A 23,424-nucleotide genomic window follows, 5' to 3' on the forward strand; every position below is an offset into this window, starting at 1 on the left:
TCTAAGCAATTCTATCGTCGAGGTTAACGATGACTTATTCTTTAACAGAAAAGAAACGAGTCCGAAAGGATTTTGCAACACGTCCATCCATTCTTGAAGTTCCTTATTTGCTCTCATTGCAAAAGGGTTCTTTCCATGATTTTCTTCAATTAGACAAAAAACCTTTAGAGCGAAAATTAGTTGGTTTGCATGCCGCATTTGCGTCGGTGTTTCCTATTCATGGTGTTGCTGGAACAGCTGACCTTGAGTATGTAAGTTACCACATGGGACAACCAGACTTTGATGTTAAAGAGTGTAAGCAACGTGGCGTTACCTATGCGTCTCCTTTACGCGTAAAAATGCGTCTTGTGTTGTTTGACAAAGATGCACCAGCAGGTAAGCGTCCAGTTAAAGACGTTAAAGAGCAGGAAGTCTACCTAGGCGATATTCCTTTAATGACCGATAACGGAACCTTTGTTATTAACGGTACAGAGCGCGTTATTGTGACTCAGTTGCACCGTTCTCCAGGCGTTATTTTCGACAATGACAAAGGTAAGTCGCATTCTTCTGGCAAGTTATTGTTTAATGCTCGAATTATTCCATATCGTGGTTCGTGGTTGGACTTTGAGTTTGACCATAATGATTGTTTGTTTACTCGTATTGACCGTCGTCGCAAACTGCCAGTGTCGATACTGTTGCGTGCAATGGGTTATTCGAATGAAGATATACTCGGTAAATTCTTTGAATCTAATACGCTAAAGCTGACTAAAAAAGGCTTTGAGCTTAAATTTGTATTAGAGCAGTTAAAAGGTCAAACCGCAGGGTTTGATATCGAGCACGAAGGTGTCAAGATTTTAGAAGCCGGTAAAAAGGTTACTGCACGTAATCTTAAGGCGATTCAAGAATCTGGTGTGACTACGGTTATAGTCCCTAATGAATATTTGTTAGGAAAAGTATTGGCAACCGGTATTGTTGATAGTACTACTGGCGAGTTAGTTGCGCGCACTAATGATGTGTTGACAACTGAAACTATTGAGAAAATTTCGTTAATAAAAAATTGTCAAATTCGTATTTTGTATGTAGACGAACTTGAAAATGGTCCTTATATTTCAGATACATTAAATTTAGATTCAACGACTTCGCCGCTTGAGGCGCAGGTTGAAATCTATCGCATGATGCGTCCAGGTGAGCCACCAACAAAAGATTCTTCAGAAGCTTTGTTTAACAGCTTGTTTTTTGATGAAAGTCGATATGATTTGTCAGCAGTAGGACGCATGAAGCTTAATCGTCGTTTAGGCAGAAAGTCAAACGACGGTGCGGTTGTGCTTGAAAAAGAAGATGTCATCGAAGTGCTACGCGAACTTATTAATATTCGCAATGGTTTAAGCACAGTAGATGATATTGACACTTTAGGCAATCGTCGTATTCGTGCGGTTGGTGAGATGGCAGAAAACGCATTCCGTGTTGGTTTAGTTCGTGTTGAACGCGCTGTTAAAGAGCGTCTAAATCAGGCTGAAACTGATGGTTTGTTACCACAAGATCTTATTAATGCTAAGCCTGTTTCTGCTGCCATTAAAGAGTTCTTCGGTTCAAGTCAGTTGTCACAGTTTATGGATCAGGTAAACCCACTTTCTGAGATTACTCATAAGCGTCGTGTTTCTGCTCTAGGGCCAGGCGGATTAACGCGTGAGCGTGCTGGTTTTGAGGTGCGCGATGTTCACCCAACACATTATGGTCGTGTTTGCCCAATTGAGACTCCTGAAGGGCCAAACATTGGATTAATTAATACGTTAGCTATTTACGCTAAGACCAATGAATACGGGTTTTTAGAGACTCCTTATCGCAAAGTGGTTAACGGTCAGGTAACAGACGAAGTTGAATATGTTTCTGCTATTGATGAGGCGCAATTTGTTATTGCTCAGGCCAGTGCGAATATTGACGAAAACGGACGATTCGTTGACAACCTAATTTCTTCACGTCACCAAAATGAGTTTACATTGTCTTCATCTCAAGACGTTGACTATATGGATGTATCGCCTAAGCAGATTGTATCGGTTGCGGCTGCTTTGATTCCGTTTCTTGAGCATGACGATGCTAACCGCGCACTAATGGGTGCAAACATGCAACGTCAGGCAGTTCCTACATTACGTGCCGATAAGCCGTTAGTAGGTACAGGGATTGAAAAAACAGTTGCAATAGATTCGGGTGTTACCGTAATTGCAACCCGTGGTGGAGAGGTTTTATCCTCTGATGCAGCACGTATTGTGGTTCGTATCAATGCCGAAGAGATTAAGGAAGGTGAGTCAGGGGTTGATATTTATAACTTGGTTAAATACCAACGTTCAAACCAAAACACTTGTATTAACCAAAAGCCGATTGTAAAAGCCGGTGATGTGGTAAGACGTGGAGATGTTTTGGCTGATGGTCCTTCTACCGATTTAGGTGAGTTGGCTTTGGGTCAAAATATGCGTATCGCGTTTATGCCATGGAACGGTTACAACTTCGAAGACTCGATTTTGATTTCAGAGCGCGTTGTTCAAGAAGATCGTTATACCACCGTGCACATTGAGGAACTAACGTGTTTAGCTCGTGATACTAAGCTTGGGCCAGAGGAAATTACAGCGGACATTCCAAACGTTGGTGAGTCAGCATTGGCTCGTTTAGACGAGTGCGGTATTGTCTACGTTGGTGCCGAGGTTAAGCAAGGTGACGTTTTGGTTGGGAAAGTAACCCCTAAGGGTGAAACTCAATTAACGCCAGAAGAAAAATTGTTACGCGCCATTTTTGGAGAAAAAGCGTCTGATGTTAAAGACACTTCTTTGCGAGTTACTAAGGGAGTTGAAGGTACTGTTATTGATGTACAGGTATTTACTCGTGAAGGCATTCAAAAAGATTCACGTGCTTTAGCCATTCAGGCTGAAGAACTTTCAAAAATTCGTAAAGACATTGATGAGCAATATAAGATTTTAGAGAAAGATACTCTAGATCGAATTAAAGTTATGTTGCTAGACCAAAACTTAGTAAATGGAACTCAATTAACATCAGAGTATCTAGACAGTATTGAACGTCATAAGTGGTTCTCGTTAAACGTTAACGATACAGAAATTATGCGTCAGTTAGAGATGCTTGAAGCTCAGTTGAAAGAAAAACGCACCTTTTTTAACGATGCTTACGAAGAGAAACGTAAAAAATTAACACAGGGTGATGACTTAGCACCAGGTGTTTCTAAAATGGTTAAAGTATATGTTGCCATTAAGCGTCGTATTCAGCCGGGCGATAAAATGGCTGGACGTCATGGTAACAAAGGGGTTATTTCGCGTATTTGCCCAGTTGAAGACATGCCATATGACGAAACAGGTCGTCCTGTCGATATTTGTCTAAACCCATTAGGTGTTCCGTCACGTATGAACGTTGGGCAGATATTAGAAGTTCATCTTGGATTAGCGGCAGAAGGTTTAGGAACAAAAATTAACGCAATGTTGACGCGTAATGCTGACATAGCTGACATTAGAGGGTTTTTGCATAAAATTTATAATGAAAGCCAAGGACAGCTTGTTGATTTTTCTCAGTTTAGTGACAAAGAAATTATTGAATTATCTCATAATCTTAAAAAGGGTGTGCCGGTTGCATCGGCTGTATTTGATGGTGCATCTGAAGCTCAAATTAAGGCATTATTGCGCTTAGCAGATCTACCAGAATCAGGGCAAATGAAATTATTTGATGGTATTTCTGGTGAAGAGTTTGACCGCCCAGTAACGGTTGGTTATATGTATTACCTAAAGTTAAACCATTTGGTTGACGATAAGATGCATGCACGTTCGACTGGTCCATATAGTTTAGTGACTCAACAACCATTGGGTGGTAAAGCTCAGTTTGGTGGTCAGCGTTTTGGAGAGATGGAAGTGTGGGCACTTGAAGCGTATGGTGCGGCTTTCACTTTACAAGAGATGCTAACGGTTAAGTCGGACGATTTAAACGGGCGTACTAGAATGTATAAGAACATCGTTGATGGTAATGAGTATATGGAACCTGGTATGCCAGAATCGTTTAGCGTATTACGTAAAGAAATTCGTGCGTTAGGTATTGATATTGAGTTGGAGCAAGACTAAATGAAAGATTTACTCGGTTTTCTAAAAAACAAAATGTGTCTAGTGACTTTGATGCGATTAAAGTATCGCTAGCTTCACCAGAGAAAATTCGTTCATGGTCATACGGAGAAGTTAAGAAACCAGAAACGATTAACTACCGTACCTTTAAACCTGAGCGTGATGGTCTTTTTTGCGCCAAAATCTTTGGTCCAATTCGTGATTTTGAGTGCTTGTGTGGTAAGTATAAGCGCTTAAAGCATCGTGGTGTGATTTGCGAAAAATGTGGTGTAGAGGTTACACAGTCTAAAGTTCGTCGCGAGCGTATGGGTCATATTGATCTGGCGACATCTGTTGCTCACATTTGGTTTTTAAAGTCATTACCTTCTCGTATTGGTTTGATGTTAGATAAGACTTTAAAAGAAATTGAAGCAGTATTGTATTTTGAAGCCTTCATGGTCGTTGATCCTGGTCTGACACCTTTAGAGCCTTGGCAGTTATTAACCGAAGAAGAATATTTAGACGCATTAGATGAGCACGGCGATGAATTCGAAGCACAAATGGGTGCAGATGCAATCAAAAAGATGTTGCAGTCAATTGATCTTATTACTGAAGCCGAACGTCTTCGTGAAGAGATGGAAAGTACTAACTCTGAAACCAAGCAAAAGAAGATTTCTAAGCGTTTAAAGTTAATTGAATCGTTTAGCGGATCTGGTAATAAGCCAGAGTGGATGGTTTTAGATGTACTTCCAGTATTGCCACCTGAACTGCGTCCTTTGGTACCCCTGGACGGTGGTCGTTTTGCGACGTCTGACTTAAATGATTTATATCGTCGTGTAATTAACCGTAATAACCGTTTAAAACGTTTGTTAGATTTAATGGCTCCTGACATTATTGTTCGTAATGAAAAGCGTATGTTGCAAGAGTCGGTTGATTCGTTATTGGATAACGGTCGTCGTGGTCGTGCAGTTACCGGCACCAATAAGCGTCAGTTAAAATCACTTGCTGACATGATTAAAGGTAAGCAAGGTCGTTTCCGTCAAAACTTGTTAGGTAAACGTGTTGATTATTCTGGTCGTTCAGTTATCGTTGTTGGTCCAACACTAAGACTGCATCAGTGCGGGTTGCCTAAGAAAATGGCATTAGAGTTGTTTAAGCCATTTATTTTTAGCAAGCTACAAAAACGTGGTTTGTCGCCGACTATTAAAGCGGCTAAAAAGATGGTTGAGCAAGGTTTACCTGAGGTTTGGGATGTACTAGATGAAGTAATTCGTGAACACCCAGTATTGCTAAACCGTGCACCAACATTGCACAGATTAGGGATCCAAGCGTTTGAACCTGTTTTGATTGAGGGTAAAGCGATTAACTTGCATCCGTTAGTTTGTTCGGCTTTTAACGCTGACTTTGACGGTGACCAAATGGCGGTACACGTACCTTTGTCACTTGAAGCGCAAATTGAAGCTCGTACATTGATGATGTCAACTAATAACTTGTTGTCACCTGCAAACGGTGATCCAATTATTGTGCCTTCACAAGACGTTGTTTTAGGACTTTATTACATTACTCGTGAACGTATTAATGCGATTGGTGAGGGTAAGGCTTTCTCAAATTGGCAAGAAGTTCAACGTGCCATTGATGCCAAAGTTGTCCATGTACATACTCGTATTAAGTTAAAGGTGCATGAAACTGTTATCGATGAAGCAGGTGTTGAAACAGTCAGTTCACGTATTGTTAATACCAGTGCCGGTCGTGCTTTATTGTGTCGTATTTTGCCAAAGGGCTTAAGTTTTGATTTGTTAAATACAAATTTAACCAAGAAAAACATCAGTACAGTATTAAACACTTGTTACCGCGTACTTGGTCCAAAAGAAACCGTTGTGTTTGCAGATCAGCTCATGTATGCAGGTTTTAAATGGTCAACATTAGCAGGCCTGTCCTTTTGTTCAGATGACATGTTAATTCCTGATAATAAAGCCGGAATCATTAAGCGTGCAGAAGGGCAAGTAGAAGAGATTCAAAACCAGTTTGCTCAAGGTTTAGTAACCGAAGGCGAGCGTTATAATAAGGTAGTTGATATTTGGTCGCACACCAACGAATTGGTAACCAAGTCGATGATGGATGAGCTTCAATTTGAAACCGTGGTTGATGCCAGTGGAAACTCAGTACAACAAACTTCATTTAACTCGGTTTATATGATGGCGGATTCCGGAGCACGTGGATCAGTAGCGCAGATGCGACAGTTAGGTGGTATGCGTGGTCTTATGGCTAAGCCTGATGGTTCGATTATTGAAACGCCTATTACGGCAAACTTCCGTGAAGGATTAAACGTACTTCAGTACTTTATTTCGACCCACGGTGCTCGTAAAGGGCTTGCGGATACAGCATTAAAAACGGCAAACTCAGGTTACCTTACTCGTCGTTTAGTGGATGTTGCCCAAGATGTTGTAGTAACTGAAGTGGATTGCGGTACTGATAAAGGTATCTTGATGACGGCCAAGGTTGAGGGTGGCGATGTTGTCGTCACTTTAAAAGACACTGTGCTAGGTCGTGTTACGAATGAAGATATAGTCGCTCCTGATGGTACATTGTTGATTGAGCGTGGAACATTGCTTGATGAGCAGTTGGTCGCATTGATTGATGCGCATGCTGTTGATAGCGTTTTTGTTCGTTCACCAATGACATGCGAAACAAAGTTTGGTATTTGTAAGCAATGTTATGGTCGCGATTTGGCTCGTGGCCATCTGGTTAACATGGGTGAGGCTGTTGGTGTAATGGCGGCTCAGTCGATCGGTGAACCCGGAACTCAGTTAACAATGCGTACCTTCCACATTGGTGGAACAGCATCAGGTTCTGCAGCGCAAAGTCAGATTGAAGTTAAGCATACAGGTACTGTTAAATGGGATAACCTAAAAACGATTACCAACTCTGAAAAGCAAATTGTGGTTACTTCGCGTTCAGGCGAGGTATCTGTAATTGATGAGTCTGGCCGTGAAAAGGAACGCTATAAAATCACATACGGTAGTATTTTAGCAGTTCAAGATGGCGGTAAAATAACCTCTGGTGAGGTCTTGGCTCAATGGGATCCACACACGCACCCGGTAATTACGGAAGTGTCAGGGTCGGTTCAGTTTGGTAACTTTGATGGCACTGTTGAGGAGCACATTGATGAGCTGACTGGTTTAACTTCGTACGTAGTTAAAAGTGCAAAAGAGCGCACAACGGCAGCTAAAGAAATGCGTCCATATATTGCATTAGTAAATGCTTCTGGCGTAGCGATTAATTTCCCAGGTACTCAAACACCTGCGATGTATTATTTACCTGAAAACGGTATCGTCGTTGTTCAGGCCAATGTGAGTGTAGGGGCAGGTGATGTAATTGCTCGTATTCCTCAAGCGTCTTCTAAAAATAAAGACATTACAGGTGGTCTACCTCGTGTTGCGGACTTATTTGAAGCTCGTCAACCAAAAGAGCCATCTATCATGGCTGAAGTTCCAGGTGTGGTTGGGTTTGGTAAGGAAACTAAGGGTAAGCAACGACTATTAATTACACAAGATAGTGGTGAGCAATATGAAGCTTTAATTCCTAAGTGGCGTACGGTTAGTGTTTTTGAAGGTGAGCGTGTTGAAAAAGGTGATGTTGTAGTAGAAGGAAGTCCTAATCCACACGATATACTTCGTTTACTTGGTATTGAACGATTGGCTGAATACATTGTTGATGAAGTTCAAGACGTTTATCGTTTACAAGGGGTTAAAATTAACGATAAGCACATTGAAACAATTGTTCGTCAAATGCTTAGAAAGGTTGAAATCAAGACTTCAGGAGACACTGGTCTTATTAAAGGCGAGCAAACAGAGTATGCCAAAGTCATTGAGTTAAATGAAAAAGCGCGTGAAGAAGGTAAGGTTGAAGCTAGCTATGAACGCGTTCTATTAGGGATCACTAAAGCTTCATTAGCTACAGAATCATTTATTTCGGCTGCGTCTTTCCAAGAAACAACGCGTGTTTTAACACAGGCGGCAGTAAGTGGTAAGCGTGATAAGTTAGTTGGTTTAAAAGAAAACGTAATTGTAGGCCGCTTGATTCCAGCCGGTACGGGCTTTGCATATCACCAGGCAAGAAAAGTTGCTAGTGAAAAAACGTTGGATGAACTAAAGGCTTTTATGAAGCATGAGCATCCGGAAGATGTTACCGCTGATTCGGTGTCTGATGAAGAAGTGGTATTAGAAAACGAAGAGGCAGGTGTCTAAATCAAATAATAAATTCAAGTAGTTAAGGCTTGACTTATTGTTTGTGGGCAATTAGAATCCTCAGTCCTTAAGTGTATGACTATAAACGTTTACACTTAAGATTAAAATGTTAGAGTTAATCTCAAATTTGGAGAAAATGAATGGCTACAATTAACCAGTTGGTGCGTAAGCCGCGTAAAGATAAGCGTAAAGTTTCAAACGTTGCTGCGTTGCAGGCTTGTCCTCAGCGTCGTGGAGTTTGTACGCGTGTTTACACAACAACCCCTAAAAAGCCAAACTCTGCTCTGCGTAAAGTTGCGCGTGTACGTTTAACGAATGGTTATGAAGTTGCTTCCTATATTGGTGGTGAAGGTCATAACTTACAAGAACACTCGGTAATATTAATCCGTGGTGGTCGTGTAAAAGATTTACCTGGTGTGCGTTATCACACAGTGCGTGGTGCTTTAGACTGCGCAGGTGTTGCTAATCGTAAACAAGGTCGTTCTAAGTACGGTGCAAAGCGTCCTAAGGCTAAGTAATACCTTAAAATACGTTTTGCAATTTTAGTGTTATATTTATACCGGAAGAGTTAAGAATGGCAAGAAGAAGAGAGATACCAAAAAGACAGGTACTACCTGATCCGAAGTTTGGTGATGTAACGTTGACAAAATTTGTTAACATGTTGATGGTTAGCGGTAAAAAAGCCGTTGCCGAAAAAATTGTATACGATGCATTAGATGTTGTCGTTCAACGTAAAAATGGTGGTCAGCAAGCTTCTTTATTAAAAGATGCATTGGATAATATTGGCCCTATGGTTGAAGTAAAGTCACGTCGTGTGGGTGGTGCAACATATCAAGTACCAGTTGAGGTTCGTTCAGAGCGTAAAGTTGCTTTGGCTATGCGCTGGTTGGTTGATGCCGCTCGTAAACGCAGTGAAAAAGGTATGATGTTACGATTGGCTGGCGAGTTAAGTGACGCGCTAGACGGTCGAGGTTCAGCCGTTAAAAAGAAAGAGGATACACATAGAATGGCCGAGGCAAACAAAGCCTTCTCACATTTCCGTTGGTAATCTGATTGAGGCCCTAAATAGGGCCTTTGTTATTTATGTCATAAATAAAAGGTAAATAAAGTGGCACGTACAACCCCTTTAGAAAGATACCGTAATATCGGTATTATGGCGCACATTGATGCCGGTAAGACAACAACAACTGAACGTATCCTTTACTATACTGGTGTTTCTCACAAGATTGGTGAAGTTCACGATGGTAGTGCAACCATGGACTGGATGGAGCAGGAGCAAGAGCGTGGTATCACCATTACTTCTGCTGCGACTACTGCCCATTGGAGTGGTATGGCTAAGCAATACCCAACGCACAGAATTAATATTATTGACACACCTGGGCACGTGGATTTCACTATCGAAGTAGAGCGTTCATTGCGAGTTCTTGATGGTGCTGTTACATGTTTTTGCTCGGTAAGTGGTGTTGAGCCGCAATCTGAAACTGTTTGGCGTCAGGCAGATAAGTACGGCGTTCCACGTATGGGTTATGTTAATAAAATGGATCGTGCCGGAGCTAATTACCTAAATGTTGTTAAGATGGTGGTAGACCGTTTAGGTGCGAAGCCTGTTCCAGTACAATTACCTATTGGTGCCGAAGAGACATTTTGTGGGGTTGTTGATTTAGTCAAGATGAAGGCTATTTATTGGGCAGAAGAGAACATGGGTATGGAATATCGCTATGAAGATATTCCTGCAGACATGCTTGAACTTGCGCAAGAATGGCGGGAAAAAATGGTTGAAGCCGCCGCTGAAGCAACTGAAGAGTTGATGGATAAATATCTTAATGAAGGTGATTTGTCTGAAGAAGAGATAAAATTTGGTATTAGAAAGCGTTGTATTGCAGTAGAGATTGTTCCAATGTTCTGTGGTTCCTCATTCAAGAATAAGGGTGTTCAAACGTTGCTAGACGGTGTTATTGATTACATGCCTGCTCCAATTGATGTACCTGCTATTAAGGGTGAACTAGAAGATGGTACTCCCGAAGAGCGTCATTCCACAGATGATGAGCCTTTCGCATCATTGGCATTTAAGATTATGACGGATCCTTACGTTGGAACATTAACATTCGTTCGTGTTTATTCTGGTGTTTTAGCTGCGGGCAGCCCAGTTTATAACTCTGTAAAACAGAAGCGTGAGCGTGTAGGTCGTATGTTGCAAATGCATGCTAATTCACGTGAAGAGATTAAAGAAATTCGTGCTGGTGAGATTGCTTGCGTAGTTGGTTTAAAGGATACGACGACTGGTGATACATTATGTGATCCAGACAATAGAATTGTTCTTGAGCGCATGGAGTTTCCAGAGCCAGTAATTTCGATTGCCATTGAGCCGAAAACTAAGCAAGATCAAGAGAAAATGGGTATTGCATTGCAAAAGTTGGCAGCTGAAGATCCATCGTTCCGTGTTCATACGGATGATGAGACTAATCAAACGATCATATCTGGAATGGGTGAGTTGCATCTTGATATTATTGTAGATCGTATGAAGCGGGAATTTGGGGTTCATGCAAACGTTGGAGCTCCTCAGGTTTCATACCGTGAAACAATTAGAACAGCTGTTGAGGCTGACGGTAAGTTTGTTCGTCAGTCTGGTGGTCGCGGGCAATATGGTCACGTCGTATTTAAAATTGCACCACGTGAAGCAGGTGCTGGTTTTGAATTTGTTAACAGTGTTGTCGGTGGTACAGTGCCTCGTGAATACATTGGTGCTGTTGAGAAAGGTGCGAAGGCTCAGCTGGAGAACGGTGTTATAGCTGGTTATCCTATGGTTGATGTTAGAGTTGAGTTAATTGATGGTTCATACCACGATGTTGACTCAAACGAAATGGCATTTAGTGTTGCGGCTGGTATGGGTGTAAAAGCTGGGGTTCAAAAGCGAATCCAGTGATTTTAGAGCCTATTATGTCTGTAGAAGTCACTACACCTGAAGAATATATGGGTGATATTATCGGTGACTTAAACCGTCGTCGTGGATTGATTACTAGCATGAATGACATTCCAGCAGGTAAGGCCGTTAAAGCAGAAGTGCCTCTGTCTGAAATGTTTGGTTATTCAAATCAGATGCGCTCATTGACTCAAGGTCGTGCAAACTACAGTATGGAATTCTTGAAGTACAATGATGCACCGCGTAACATTCAAGAAGAAATTATAGCAAGTGCCAAAAAAGGCGCTTAATTAATAAAGTTATAAAGGTCTTATTTTTAAGGCCTTTAGCATAAAAGGTAATTAGATATGGCAAAAGCAAAATTTGAACGCGCGAAACTGCATGTGAATGTTGGAACCATCGGTCACGTTGACCATGGTAAGACAACTCTAACAGCGGCTTTAACAATCGTGCAAGGAAAGAAATTTGGTGGCGACATCAAAGACTTCGCATCAATCGATAACGCACCAGAAGAAAGAGAGCGTGGAATCACAATCTCTACTTCACACGTAGAATACGAATCAGAAACGCGTCACTATGCACACGTAGATTGCCCAGGTCACGCCGACTATGTAAAAAACATGATCACCGGTGCAGCGCAGATGGACGGAGCGATTCTAGTTTGTTCAGCCGCTGATGGCCCGATGCCACAAACGCGTGAACACATCCTGTTATCACGTCAAGTAGGCGTACCGTACATCGTAGTATTTCTAAACAAAGCCGACATGGTAGATGACGAAGAACTACTAGAGCTTGTAGAAATGGAAGTACGTGAGCTGTTAGACATGTACGAATTCCCAGGTGATGACACGCCCGTTATCATTGGTTCAGCCACACTAGCCATCGCTGGAGACACCTCGGAAATTGGTGCCCCTTCAGTAGAGCGTCTAGTAGCTGCATTAGATACCTACATTCCAGATCCAGTACGTGACACAGACAAGCCATTCCTAATGCCAGTAGAAGATATTTTCTCTATCCAAGGCCGTGGAACAGTAGCGACTGGTCGTATTGAAACAGGCATTGTAAAAGTAGGCGAAACAATTCAAATCGTCGGAATTCGTGACACGCAAGAAACCACGGTTACCGGTGTAGAAATGTTCCGCAAGCTACTTGATCAAGGACAAGCTGGAGACAACGTAGGTGTTCTACTACGTGGAACCAAGCGTGACGACATCGAGCGTGGACAAGTATTGGCGCACAAAGGCACAATCAAACCACACAATAAGTTTGAAGCTGAAATCTATGTATTATCAAAAGACGAAGGTGGGCGTCATACTCCATTCTTCAACGGCTACCGCCCACAGTTCTACTTCCGTACTACGGACGTAACAGGCGCATGTGAATTACCAGCAGGAATCGAAATGGTTATGCCAGGTGATAACGTACAGATGACTATTGAACTCATCAACCCGATCGCAATGGACGAAGGTCTACGTTTTGCGATACGTGAAGGTGGACGTACAGTAGGCGCTGGTGTAGTTGCCAAAATTCTTGCTTAATTGCAGGTTGTTGTAAGAAAAAAAATGGGAGCATTGCTCCCATTTTTTGTTTTTAAATAAAGGATTGTTTTAATTAAAATAAGTTGCTATAATCCGCTCCCTTAGTTTGCATGCTTGAATAAGTGTGTTTTCCTATACTTAAAAAATAAATGAGAATTAATTATGGCGACTCAGAATATACGTATTCGCTTAAAAGCGTTTGATCATCGTTTGATTGATCAATCAGCTCGTGAGATTACTGAGACAGCAAAAAGAACAGGTGCGCAAGTTCGTGGACCTATTCCTATGCCTACTCGTATAGAGCGTTTTACAATTTTGACATCACCACACGTGAACAAAGATGCTCGTGATCAGTACGAAATTCGTACTCACAAGCGTTTGTTAGACATTGTTGATCCAACTGAGAAAACGGTTGATGCATTGATGAAGTTGGACTTGGCCGCTGGTGTAGATGTTCAATTAGAATTACGCTAATCGTAATAAGGTCTTGTCATCAATCGTAATGACGGGCGGTTTTATAATAATGAGGTAATGATATGAGTATTGGTATCATTGGTAAGAAGATCGGAATGACACGTGTGTTTAGTGATGATGGTGTATCTACTCCAGTAACGGTTGTAGAAGTATCATCTAATCGAATTACACAAATTAAGTCAATATTGACTGATGGTTATTCTGCTATTCAAGTTACCACTGGTTCAGTTCACGCTGGACGTATTAATAAGCCTGCGGCAGGGCATTTCGCTAAAGCGGGTGTTGATGCAGGTCGTGGTTTGTGGGAGTTTCGTGTTGATTCAGAGTCAGAATTAGATGGATTACAAGTTGGCTCAGAGCTAACTGTATCACGCTTTAATGAGATTTCTGTGGTTGACGTAACTGGTACTACTAAAGGTAAGGGTTTTCAAGGTGGCGTTAAGCGTCATAACTTCCGTACTCAAGATGCTACCCACGGTAACTCACTTTCACACCGTTCAAACGGTTCAATCGGACAAAATCAGACTCCCGGGCGTGTTTTCAAAGGTAAGAAAATGTCAGGGCATATGGGTGATGTTCGTCAAACAACGCAGAACTTAGATTTAGTTAAAATTGATACAGAGAATGGTCTGTTATTGATTCGTGGAGCAGTTCCCGGGGCTAAAAATAGTACTGTCATTGTTCGTAAAGCTGTTAAGTAAGGTGGGCATGATGGATTTAAAATTAATTGAATTATCAAGTGGTAAAGAGTCAGGTTCTGTATCTGTGTCTGATGCTTTATTTGGTGTTGATTTCAATGAAGCGCTTGTTCACCAGGTTGTTACTGCTTATATGGCAGCTGGCCGTTCAGGTACTAAAGGGCAAAAGAATCGCGCTGCTGTGAGTGGTGGTGGTGCTAAGCCTTGGAATCAAAAAGGAACAGGGCGTGCTCGTGCTGGTACCAGTCGCAGTCCTATCTGGGTTGGTGGTGGACGTGCTTTTGCTGCTCAGAATCGTGACTTTTCACAAAAAGTAAACAAAAAAATGTATCGTGGTGCCATGCGTTCCATCTTTTCTGAATTGAATAGAAGCGGTCGTTTAATTATTGTTGATGAGTTTACGCTGTCTACACCTAAGACAAAAGAATTTAACGCTAAGTTGGCACAGTTAAATGTAACTGACGCATTGGTTGTTACTGAAGGTTTTGACGAGTATTTATATTTGTCTGCACGTAATCTTTATCATGCTGATGTTTGTGATGTTGCATCAATTGATCCAGTGAGTTTGGTAGGTTTTCAAAAATTATCATGACTCAAGGGGCTGTTAAGCGATTAGAGGAGCAATTAGCATGAACAATGAAAGAATTCTAAAAGTTTTGCTTGCTCCTCATGTTTCTGAGAAGTCGGCAATTATGGCTGATGCATCTGAGCAATACGTATTTAAAGTTGAGCCTACTGCCACTAAGATTGAAATTAAACAAGCTGTTGAGTCTTTGTTTGATGTTAAGGTTCAATCTGTTAACGTTTTAAATGTTAAAGGCAAGCGTAAAATATTTAAAGGTCGTAAAGGTCAACGCAATGGCATTCGCAAAGCAATCGTTCGTTTAGCTGCAGGTCAAGAAATTGATTTTGCTACTGCTGAGTAAGGAGTTCAAACATGGCAATTATTAAAAAATCAAAACCGACTTCTCCAGGTCGTCGTTTTGTCGTCAGTGTTGTGGAACCAACCTTGCACAAAGGTAAGCCTCACGCAGCATTGTTAGAAAAGCAGTCCAGATCAGGTGGTCGTAATAATAACGGTCGTATTACTGTTCGTCATCAGGGTGGTGGGCATAAGCAACACTATCGTTTAGTTGACTTTAAACGTGGCAAAGTTGGTATTCCAGCAACAGTTGAACGTTTAGAATATGATCCAAACAGAACAGCTCACATTGCATTACTTAAGTATGCAGATGGAGAACGTGCCTATATTATTGCACCAAAAAATTTACTTGCTGGTGCGACAATTGAATCTGGTGAGCATGTAGCAATCAAAGTTGGTAATTGTTTACCTTTACGCAATATTCCTGTCGGAACAGTTATTCATAACGTCGAGATGCGTCCTGGTAAGGGTGCTCAGATAGCACGTAGTGCTGGTACTTCTGCGTCTGTTGCTGGTAAAGACGGTGCATATGTTTTGCTAAAGTTAAGATCTGGTGAGATGCGTAAAATTCTTGCTGAATGTAAAGCAACAATTGGTGAAGTTGGTAATGCTGAGCATAGCCTACGTAAGCTGGGTAAAGCTGGTGCTAAGCGTTGGCGTGGTGTTCGTCCTACCGTTCGTGGTGTGGCTATGAACCCTGTTGATCACCCTCATGGTGGTGGTGAAGGTCGTACCTCTGGTGGTCGTCACCCAGTAACTCCGTGGGGTGTTCCAACCAAAGGTAAGAAAACTCGTAGCAACAAGCGTACTGATGGAATGATCGTACGTCGTAGAAACAAAAATAAGGATGGACACTAATGCCACGTTCAGTTAAAAAAGGACCTTTTGTTGATCTTCACTTGTATAAGAAAGTGACTGAGGCACAAGAATCTGGTAATAAACGTCCCATTAAAACATGGTCTAGAAGATCGATGATTCTTCCTGACATGATTGGGTTAACTATCGCAGTTCACAACGGTAAAGAACATATACCAGTTTTCGTTTCTGAAAATATGGTTGGTCATAAGCTGGGTGAATTCTCAATGACGCGTACTTATCGTGGCCATGCCGCTGATAAAAAAGCTAAACGATAATTAGGAGAACGTTATGCAAGTAAGTGCAACACATAAATTTGCTCGAATTTCTCCACAAAAAGCTCGTTTAGTAGTGGATTTAATCCGTGGTAAGGATGTTGAAACGGCAGTAAATATTTTGACTTTTAGTGATAAAAAAGCGGCAGATCTTATAAAGACTGTATTAAATTCTGCTATCGCTAATGCCGAAAATAATGAAGGTGCTGATATTGATGAGCTAAAGGTAACTGCAGCTTTTGTTAATGCGGGACCAATCATGAAGCGTATGCGCGCTCGTGCTAAAGGTCGCGGTAATAGAATCATGAAACGTATCAGTCATATTACTGTTACTGTCGGCGATAAATAAGGAGAATCAGAATGGGTCAAAAAGTACATCCTATCGGAATTCGTCTTGGTATCACTAAGGATTGGAATTCTCGCTGGTATGCAGATAGTAAAAACTATTCTGATTTCCTTATCAGTGATGTTGAAATTCGTAAAGAAATTAATCAAAAATTGTCACATGCGTCAGTTAGTAAAATTAATATTGAACGTGTTGCAAATGGTGTTCGCGTTACTATTCATACTGCCCGTCCGGGCGTTGTAATTGGTAAAAAGGGCGAAGACATTGAAAAGCTAAAGCAAGTGTTGATAGCTAAGACTGGCCTGCCAGTTAATATTAATATCGAAGAGATTAAGAAGCCTGAGCTTGATGCTAAGTTAGTAGCAGAAAGCATTGCTCAACAATTAGAAAAACGTATCCAATTTAGACGTGCAATGAAACGTGCTGTTGGAAATGCTATGCGTTTAGGTGCAGAAGGTATTAAGGTGAATGTTTCTGGTCGTCTAAACGGCGCAGACATTGCTCGTGCTGAATGGTATCGTGAAGGGCGTGTCCCGTTACATACATTTCGTGCTGATATTGATTATGCGACATTTGAAGCAGATACTACATACGGTAAGATTGGCGTCAAGGTTTGGATTTTCAAAGGCGAGAAGCTAGGTAAACTAGCACTTAATGATGATAATCAGTCTAAGGGCAAGAAAGGCCGTAATTAAAAGGATAACTAACTATGTTAATGCCTAAACGTACCAAATTTAGAAAAGTTCACAAAGGACGTAACCGTGGTTTGGCGCAAGTTGGAAACAAAGTTAGCTTCGGTGATTTTGGTCTTAAAGCCTTAGAACGTGGAAGAATGACTTCTCGTCAAATCGAAGCTGGCCGTCGAGTAATGACTCGTCACGTAAAGCGTGGAGCAAAAATCTGGATTCGAGTGTTTCCAGATAAACCAATTACCAATAAGCCTTTAGAAGTGCGTATGGGTAAAGGTAAAGGAAGTGTTGAGTACTGGGTAGCACAAATACAACCGGGAAGAGTCTTGTACGAAATCCAAGGTGTTGAAGAAAAATTAGCACGTGAGGCATTTGAATTAGCCGCTGCTAAGCTACCTTTTAAAACCCAAGTTGTAATTAGAACGGTGATGTAAATGACTGCTATAGAATTAAATCAAAAGTCTGTTGAAGAGCTAAAAGCTGAATTGCTTAATTTATTAAAAGAACAATTCAATTTAAGAATGCAACATGCAACTGGTCAGTTATCTAACTCTTCGCAATTAAGAACGGTTCGCCGTTCAGTTGCGAGAGTTAAAACCATCATTCGTCAAAAAGTGAGTAAATAAGAATGGCTGGTCAAGAAAGCAAAGCAAGAACAATGCAAGGTTTGGTTGTAAGTAACGGAATGCAAGATTCTATTGTTGTACTTACATCACGCTTCATTAAACATGCAAAATATAAAAAGTTTATTAAAAAATCTACTAAAGTTATGGCTCATGATGCTACAAATGTCTGTGGCGTTGGAGATACGGTAACCATTCAAGAATGTAAGCCTATTTCTAAAAATAAGTCTTGGACATTAGTTAGTGTAGATGTAAAAGCAAAAATTTAAGTTTTTAGACATTACTTAATATTTTCTGTTATAATTTGTAAATATTGAAACCGCTTTAAGAGTTAAGCCTGATTTTATTAGGAACTGACTTTTTTAGTGGTTTTTGTGCTGTAAGTAAATTATTTATGGATGGAGATCCACCATGATTCAGATGCAAACTGTGCTTGAAGTCGCTGACAATAGCGGTGCACGACGTGTCCAGTGTATAAAAGTATTGGGCGGCTCACACCGTCGTTATGCTCACATTGGTGACGTGATTAAAGTGAGCGTAAAAGAAGCTACGCCGCGTGGTAAGGTTAAGAAAGGCGATGTTTATAATGCTGTTGTAGTTCGTACTGCAAGTGGTGTTAGACGTCCAGATGGCTCACTTATTAAGTTTGATGGTAATGCTGCCGTTATGCTAAATAATAAACATGAGCCTATTGGTACTCGTATTTTTGGCCCGGTCACGCGTGAACTTCGTAACGAAAAGTTTATGAAGATTGTTTCATTAGCTCCTGAAGTTCTATAAGGAAAAAGTGATGAATCGTTTAAGAAAAGGTGATGAAATTATCGTTACTACAGGTAAAGACAAGGGTAAACGCGGTTCGGTTTCTAAAGTTTTTGCTGACGGTAAAGTTATGGTAGATGGTATTAATTTAGTTAAAAAGCATACTAAGGCAAATCCTACAACAGGATCAGCTGGTGGGATTATTTCTAAAGAAATGCCGATCGATGCCTCTAATGTGGCTTTAATCAATCCTGATACCAATAAAGCCGATAAGATTGGTTTTAAATTGGACGGTGATGTGAAAATCCGATTTTTTAAATCTACTGGTAAAGCGGTAAACGCTTAATTAAGGGTAGAACAATGGCAACATTACAAAAAAATATAAAGACCAAGTTGTTCCGATGTTAATGGAACAGTTTGGGTACAAGTCTCCAATGCAAGCTCCAAAGTTAACTAAAATAACCATAAATATGGGCGTTGGTGAAGCGATTGGCGATAAAAAAGTGTTGGATAATGCAGTTTCTGATATGGAAGCAATTTCAGGGCAGAAAGCTGTAAGAACTCTTGCTCGTAAGTCTGTAGCAAGCTTTAAAGTACGCGATGGTTACCCTTTAGGTTGCAAAGTGACTTTACGTGGCGAACAAATGTATGAGTTTCTTGATCGACTAATTAATATTGCTTTACCACGTGTAAGAGATTTTCGTGGTGTAAATCCGAAGGGATTTGATGGCCGAGGTAATTATAACTTGGGTCTTAAAGAGCAAATTATTTTCCCTGAGATTGAGTTCGAGAAGGTGGATAAAATTCGTGGAATGGATATTAACTTCGTCACGACTGCTAATACTAATGACGAGGCCAAAGCACTTTTAGAAGCCTTTAATTTTCCATTTAAGAAATAAGGGATTTTCTGATGGCTAAGCAATCAATGATTCAACGAGAAAAGAAACGAGCTGAAACAGTTGCTAAATTTTCTGCAAAGCGTGCTTTGTATAAAGAGCAAATTGTTAATATGTCATTAAGTTTCGAAGAGCGTATGGAAGCTATGGATAAGTTGCAAGAACTTCCACGTAATGCTTCTCCTGTTCGTCAGCGTAATCGCTGTAGAATTACGGGGCGCCCACACGGCGTATACAGAAAGTTTGGTTTGTCACGTAACATGCTACGTCAGTTAGCTATGCAAGGTGATGTTCCTGGTTTAAGAAAAGCCAGTTGGTAAGGATAATTATCTATGAGTATGTCTGATCCAATCGCTGATATGTTAACTCGCATTCGTAACGGCCAAATGGCTGGTCACGCTAGCGTATCTATGTCATCTTCAAAAGTAAAAGTAGCTGTTGCGAAATTGCTGGGTGATGAAGGTTATATATCTGCATTTAGTATTAAAGAAAATGATGGTAAAGCTGAGTTATCAGTTGATCTTAAGTATTTTGACGGTAAGCCTGTTATTGACATGATTAAACGTGTTAGTCGTCCAGGTTTACGAGTTTATAAAAACAAAGATGAATTACCTGAAGTCATCGGTGGTCTTGGTATCGCTGTAATTTCAACATCTAAGGGTATTATGACCGACCGTGATGCGCGTAAAGCTGGCATTGGTGGTGAGGTTGTTTGTTACGTAGCATAAGGAGTTAGGTATGTCTAGAATTGCGAAAGCTCCTGTTACGTTACCAAATGGTGTTGAAATTAGCATTAATGGTACAGAAGTAACAGTTAAAGGTTCAAAAGCGACCTTAACAAAAGTTATAAATTCAGCTGTCAATATTAATAACGTAGATGGTTCTATTGTTTGTACTCCGGTCGAGGGTGCAGCAAATGGTTGGGCGCAGGCTGGAACAGCTCGTGCTTTAATCAATAACATGGTTATTGGTGTTACAGAAGGTTTTGAAAAGAAATTACAGTTAGTTGGTGTTGGTTATCGTGCAAAAGCTGAGGGTTCTGTACTTGATTTGACCCTAGGTTTTTCGCATCCTGTAAAGCATATATTGCCAGCGGGTATTACTGTAGAAACTCCAACTCAAACTGAAATCGTTGTAAAAGGTGCTGATAAGCAAGTTGTTGGTCAAGTTGCTGCAGAAATCCGTGGATACCGTCCTCCTGAGCCTTATAAAGGTAAGGGTGTTAAGTATGCTGGTGAACGCATTTTACGTAAAGAAGCTAAGAAGAAATAAGGCTGGAAATTAATATGAATAAAAAAGCAGCCCGTCTTCGTAGAGCCAAGAAAACTCGTGGAAAAATTGCTGAACTTCAAATGCCTAGATTGTGCGTGTTTCGTACATCTCAGCACATTTATGCTCAGTTGTTTTCTGCCGATGGTACGCAAGTAATTGCTTCTAGCTCTACTGTACAAGCGGACGTTAAAAAGAAATTAGCAACACTGGTAATAAAGATGCCGCTAAAGCAGTTGGAAAGTCGATTGCATTAAAAGCAGTATCTGCTGGTATTACATCTGTTGCCTTTGATCGTTCAGGTTTTAAATATCACGGACGTATCCAACAATTAGCAGACTCAGCCCGTGAAAACGGTCTTGAATTTTAATAGAAGGATTTATTATGTCTTCACGTGAATTACAAGATGCATCTGATGGACTAATTGAGAAATTAGTGAACGTGCGTCGTGTCGCTAAAGTTGTAAAGGGTGGACGTGTGTTTGCTTTTTCAGCTTTAGCAGTAGTAGGTGATGGTGAAGGTCGTGTAGGTTATGGTAGCGGTAAAGCTAGCGAAGTACCTGTAGCGATCAAAAAAGCCATGGAAAAAGCTCGTCGTAATATGAAAGACGTTCAATTAAATAATGGAACAATCCAATACCCTGTTAATTTTAAGCAAGGTGCAGCAAACATTGTTATGTTGCCAGCGTCTGAGGGTACTGGGGTTATTGCTGGTGGTGCAATGCGTGCTGTTCTTGAAGCAGCTGGTGTAAAGGATGTATTATCTAAGTGTGTCGGGACAACGCGTCCGGTAAACGTAGTACGTTCAACAGTTAATGCTCTAACGGGTATGAACAGTCCTGAATACATTGCAGCTAAACGTGGTAAAACCGTTTCTGAAATCGTAGGTGGTTAACATGTCAGATAAGAAATTTGTAACTGTGACATTAGTTAAAAGTCCAATCGGTCGCCTGCCTAATCATAGAGCGTGTGTTGCTGGTCTTGGTTTAAGAAGAATGCACCATACTGTAACTGTTGTTGATACCCCTGCAAATCGTGGGATGATCAATAAGGTTTCTTATTTGTTAAAAGTAGAGGGTGCATAATTATGTTATTAAATTCTCTTAAGCCTGCAGATGGTTCAACATCTGAAAGAAAGCGCGTTGGACGTGGTCAGGGTTCTGGCTGGGGAAAAATGGGTGGACGTGGTCATAAAGGACAAAAGTCTCGTTCTGGTGGTATGCCAAGAATTGGTTTTGAGGGCGGTCAAATGCCTATTCAAAGAAGACTTCCAAAAGTAGGATTTTCTTCTAGAACTTCAGCTTACGTTACTGAAATACGTCTAGATACACTTTCTAAAATTTCGACAGATATTATTGATATTGCTGTTTTAAAGCAGCAGATTTAATTTCTGACAAAATTAAGGTTGTTAAGGTAATAAATTCTGGTGAGCTTACTAAAGCAGTTAAATTATCAGGAATTAAAGCCACTGCGGGTGCCAAGGCTGCTATTGAAGCTGCTGGTGGTAGCGTAGAAGCCTGATTATGAATAGTTCTATTGCATCAACAGGTATGAGTGATTTAAAGAATCGAATTCTATTCGTTTTAGGTGCGATAATCGTCTACCGATTAGGTACACATATACCGGTACCATCTATTGATCCGATTGCTTTAGCTGCAATGTTTGAACAGCAAAAGGGCACTATTTTAGACATGTTCAACATGTTTTCAGGTGGTGCACTTGAGCGTTTATCTATTTTCGCACTAGGAATTATGCCTTATATTTCGGCATCTATTATTATGCAGCTGTTAACGGTTGTTTCACCTACTTTAGAACAACTAAAAAAGGATGGTGAGCAAGGTCGTCGAAAAATAACGCAATATACTAGAATGGGAACGGTTGTTTTAGCAACTTTCCAAGGTTTAGGTGTCGCTATAGCCTTAGAATCCCAAAATATTAATGGCATGGCCGTTGTTATTGATCCAGGTCTTTTGTTTAAAATCACAGCAGTATTTACTCTCGTTGGAGGAACTATATTTTTAATGTGGTTAGGTGAGCAAATAACAGAACGTGGTATAGGTAATGGTATTTCTATCATTATCTTTGCCGGGATTGTTGCTGGTCTTCCTTCTGCCCTTGGTGGTACGTTTGAACAAGTAAATACTGGGGCAATGCATGCTATTACTGTTTTTATATTATTAGCATTAGTTTTTGCGGTCATTGCGTTTGTTGTTTTTGTAGAGCGCGGTCAACGTCGTATACCAGTTCATTATGCGCAAAAAATGCGTGGAAGAAAATTATATGGTGGTCAAGAAAGTCATCTACCACTTAAGTTGAATATGGCGGGTGTAATTCCTCCAATTTTTGCTTCTAGTATAATTTTGTTTCCAGCAACTCTTGGTGGTTGGTTTGGAGCTGCAGAGGGAATGGGTTGGTTAAAAGACATTGCTACCACAATGTCGCCTGGTCAACCTTTGTACGTATTGTTGTATGCTTTAGCGATTATTTTCTTTTGCTTTTTTTATACAGCAATAGTGTTTAATCCTAAGGAGACAGCAGACAATTTGCGGAAGTCTGGTGCTTATCTGCCTGGTATTCGCCCAGGTGCACAGACTGCTCGTCATATTGACGGTATCATGGGTCGACTAACCTTAGCAGGTGCTATTTATATAACAGCAGTTTGCTTGTTGCCAGAATTTTTAATTTTATATTGGAATGTTCCGTTTTACTTTGGGGGCACTTCTTTATTGATTATAGTTATTGTAGTTATGGATTTTATGACTTCAGTACAGGCACAAATGCAATCTAGTCAGTATGAAAGTATGATGAAAAAATCAAAATTAAAAGGTAAATAACCAATATTGGTTATAA

General features: G+C 40.7%; 23 protein-coding genes and 5 pseudogenes. All 28 read left to right on the plus strand.

Annotated features, from left to right (window positions below):
* The first annotated feature begins 29 nt into the window (after positions 1 to 29).
* The 28 genes and pseudogenes from rpoB (at position 30) to secY (ending at position 23,408) form a co-directional block, all read left to right on the plus strand.
* On the plus strand, positions 30 to 4,088 hold the full coding sequence (rpoB, locus tag EP181_RS01465; protein ID WP_127470082.1) for a DNA-directed RNA polymerase subunit beta: 4,059 nt from the start codon (positions 30 to 32) through the stop codon (positions 4,086 to 4,088).
* Positions 4,089 to 8,311 (plus strand): annotated as a pseudogene (gene rpoC, locus EP181_RS01470) (DNA-directed RNA polymerase subunit beta').
* A 140-nt stretch (positions 8,312 to 8,451) separates the two neighbouring features.
* The gene (gene rpsL, locus EP181_RS01475) at positions 8,452 to 8,829 is read left to right on the plus strand and encodes a 30S ribosomal protein S12 (protein ID WP_127470084.1); all 378 of its coding nucleotides are present in this window, start codon (positions 8,452 to 8,454) and stop codon (positions 8,827 to 8,829) included.
* Positions 8,830 to 8,885: 56 nt separating this feature from the next.
* Positions 8,886 to 9,359, plus strand: a complete 474-nt coding sequence (rpsG, locus tag EP181_RS01480; protein WP_127470085.1) for a 30S ribosomal protein S7 — start codon at positions 8,886 to 8,888, stop codon at positions 9,357 to 9,359.
* Positions 9,360 to 9,419: 60 nt separating this feature from the next.
* Positions 9,420 to 11,521: pseudogene (gene fusA / locus EP181_RS01485) on the plus strand (elongation factor G).
* A 57-nt stretch (positions 11,522 to 11,578) separates the two neighbouring features.
* Positions 11,579 to 12,769 (plus strand): elongation factor Tu, encoded by a 1,191-nt coding sequence (gene tuf, locus EP181_RS01490; RefSeq protein WP_127470077.1) that lies wholly within the window; start codon positions 11,579 to 11,581, stop codon positions 12,767 to 12,769.
* A gap of 162 nt (positions 12,770 to 12,931) precedes the next feature.
* Positions 12,932 to 13,243 (plus strand): 30S ribosomal protein S10, encoded by a 312-nt coding sequence (gene rpsJ, locus EP181_RS01495; protein WP_127470086.1) that lies wholly within the window; start codon positions 12,932 to 12,934, stop codon positions 13,241 to 13,243.
* A 62-nt stretch (positions 13,244 to 13,305) separates the two neighbouring features.
* Entirely contained in the window at positions 13,306 to 13,944 is a 639-nt protein-coding gene (gene rplC / locus EP181_RS01500; RefSeq protein WP_127470087.1) for a 50S ribosomal protein L3, read from the plus strand.
* A gap of 10 nt (positions 13,945 to 13,954) precedes the next feature.
* Positions 13,955 to 14,574: pseudogene (rplD, locus tag EP181_RS01505) on the plus strand (50S ribosomal protein L4).
* Positions 14,571 to 14,867 carry a 50S ribosomal protein L23 gene (gene rplW, locus EP181_RS01510; protein ID WP_127470088.1) on the plus strand — a complete coding sequence of 99 codons (297 nt, stop codon included), beginning with the start codon at positions 14,571 to 14,573 and terminating at the stop codon, positions 14,865 to 14,867. The pseudogene rplD and the gene rplW overlap by 4 nt, the downstream one beginning before the upstream one ends.
* An 11-nt stretch (positions 14,868 to 14,878) precedes the next feature.
* The gene (gene rplB, locus EP181_RS01515; protein WP_127470089.1) at positions 14,879 to 15,721 is read left to right on the plus strand and encodes a 50S ribosomal protein L2; all 843 of its coding nucleotides are present in this window, start codon (positions 14,879 to 14,881) and stop codon (positions 15,719 to 15,721) included.
* Positions 15,721 to 15,996, plus strand: coding sequence for a 30S ribosomal protein S19 (gene rpsS, locus EP181_RS01520; RefSeq protein WP_127470090.1), 276 nt, complete (start codon positions 15,721 to 15,723; stop codon positions 15,994 to 15,996). The genes rplB and rpsS overlap by 1 nt, the downstream gene beginning before the upstream one ends.
* 13 nt (positions 15,997 to 16,009) lie before the next feature.
* Positions 16,010 to 16,342: a 50S ribosomal protein L22 gene (gene rplV, locus EP181_RS01525; protein ID WP_127470091.1), complete on the plus strand. Its 333-nt coding sequence runs from the start codon at positions 16,010 to 16,012 to the stop codon at positions 16,340 to 16,342.
* An 11-nt stretch (positions 16,343 to 16,353) separates the two neighbouring features.
* A complete protein-coding gene (gene rpsC / locus EP181_RS01530; protein ID WP_127470092.1) occupies positions 16,354 to 17,034 on the plus strand; it encodes a 30S ribosomal protein S3 in 681 nt (226 codons plus the stop codon).
* Positions 17,035 to 17,048: 14 nt separating this feature from the next.
* The gene (gene rplP / locus EP181_RS01535) at positions 17,049 to 17,462 is read left to right on the plus strand and encodes a 50S ribosomal protein L16 (protein ID WP_127470093.1); all 414 of its coding nucleotides are present in this window, start codon (positions 17,049 to 17,051) and stop codon (positions 17,460 to 17,462) included.
* Positions 17,463 to 17,654 (plus strand): 50S ribosomal protein L29, encoded by a 192-nt coding sequence (gene rpmC, locus EP181_RS01540; RefSeq protein ID WP_127470094.1) that lies wholly within the window; start codon positions 17,463 to 17,465, stop codon positions 17,652 to 17,654.
* Positions 17,655 to 17,656: 2 nt separating this feature from the next.
* Positions 17,657 to 17,920: a 30S ribosomal protein S17 gene (rpsQ, locus tag EP181_RS01545; protein ID WP_127470095.1), complete on the plus strand. Its 264-nt coding sequence runs from the start codon at positions 17,657 to 17,659 to the stop codon at positions 17,918 to 17,920.
* Between the two features lie 142 nt (positions 17,921 to 18,062).
* Positions 18,063 to 18,431: a 50S ribosomal protein L14 gene (gene rplN, locus EP181_RS01550; protein WP_127470096.1), complete on the plus strand. Its 369-nt coding sequence runs from the start codon at positions 18,063 to 18,065 to the stop codon at positions 18,429 to 18,431.
* A gap of 10 nt (positions 18,432 to 18,441) precedes the next feature.
* Positions 18,442 to 18,756, plus strand: a complete 315-nt coding sequence (rplX, locus tag EP181_RS01555) for a 50S ribosomal protein L24 (protein WP_127470097.1) — start codon at positions 18,442 to 18,444, stop codon at positions 18,754 to 18,756.
* 22 nt (positions 18,757 to 18,778) lie between these two features.
* The gene (gene rplE / locus EP181_RS01560; RefSeq protein ID WP_269471161.1) at positions 18,779 to 19,309 is read left to right on the plus strand and encodes a 50S ribosomal protein L5; all 531 of its coding nucleotides are present in this window, start codon (positions 18,779 to 18,781) and stop codon (positions 19,307 to 19,309) included.
* Positions 19,310 to 19,320: 11 nt separating this feature from the next.
* Entirely contained in the window at positions 19,321 to 19,626 is a 306-nt protein-coding gene (rpsN, locus tag EP181_RS01565) for a 30S ribosomal protein S14 (RefSeq protein ID WP_127470099.1), read from the plus strand.
* Between the two features lie 12 nt (positions 19,627 to 19,638).
* Positions 19,639 to 20,034 (plus strand): 30S ribosomal protein S8, encoded by a 396-nt coding sequence (rpsH, locus tag EP181_RS01570; RefSeq protein ID WP_127470100.1) that lies wholly within the window; start codon positions 19,639 to 19,641, stop codon positions 20,032 to 20,034.
* A gap of 10 nt (positions 20,035 to 20,044) precedes the next feature.
* Complete coding sequence (rplF, locus tag EP181_RS01575; protein ID WP_127470101.1) at positions 20,045 to 20,578, plus strand: 50S ribosomal protein L6; 534 nt, start codon at positions 20,045 to 20,047, stop codon at positions 20,576 to 20,578.
* A 14-nt stretch (positions 20,579 to 20,592) separates the two neighbouring features.
* Positions 20,593 to 20,945 (plus strand): annotated as a pseudogene (rplR, locus tag EP181_RS01580) (50S ribosomal protein L18).
* Between the two features lie 14 nt (positions 20,946 to 20,959).
* Positions 20,960 to 21,469, plus strand: a complete 510-nt coding sequence (gene rpsE / locus EP181_RS01585) for a 30S ribosomal protein S5 (RefSeq protein ID WP_127470102.1) — start codon at positions 20,960 to 20,962, stop codon at positions 21,467 to 21,469.
* 1 nt (position 21,470) lies between these two features.
* Complete coding sequence (gene rpmD, locus EP181_RS01590) at positions 21,471 to 21,659, plus strand: 50S ribosomal protein L30 (protein WP_127470103.1); 189 nt, start codon at positions 21,471 to 21,473, stop codon at positions 21,657 to 21,659.
* Between the two features lie 2 nt (positions 21,660 to 21,661).
* A pseudogene (rplO, locus tag EP181_RS01595) lies at positions 21,662 to 22,095 on the plus strand (50S ribosomal protein L15).
* A gap of 2 nt (positions 22,096 to 22,097) precedes the next feature.
* A complete protein-coding gene (gene secY / locus EP181_RS01600; RefSeq protein WP_127470104.1) occupies positions 22,098 to 23,408 on the plus strand; it encodes a preprotein translocase subunit SecY in 1,311 nt (436 codons plus the stop codon).
* Positions 23,409 to 23,424 lie beyond the last annotated feature (16 nt).

This window comes from Thiomicrorhabdus aquaedulcis (assembly GCF_004001325.1).
Classification (GTDB): domain Bacteria; phylum Pseudomonadota; class Gammaproteobacteria; order Thiomicrospirales; family Thiomicrospiraceae; genus Thiomicrorhabdus; species Thiomicrorhabdus aquaedulcis.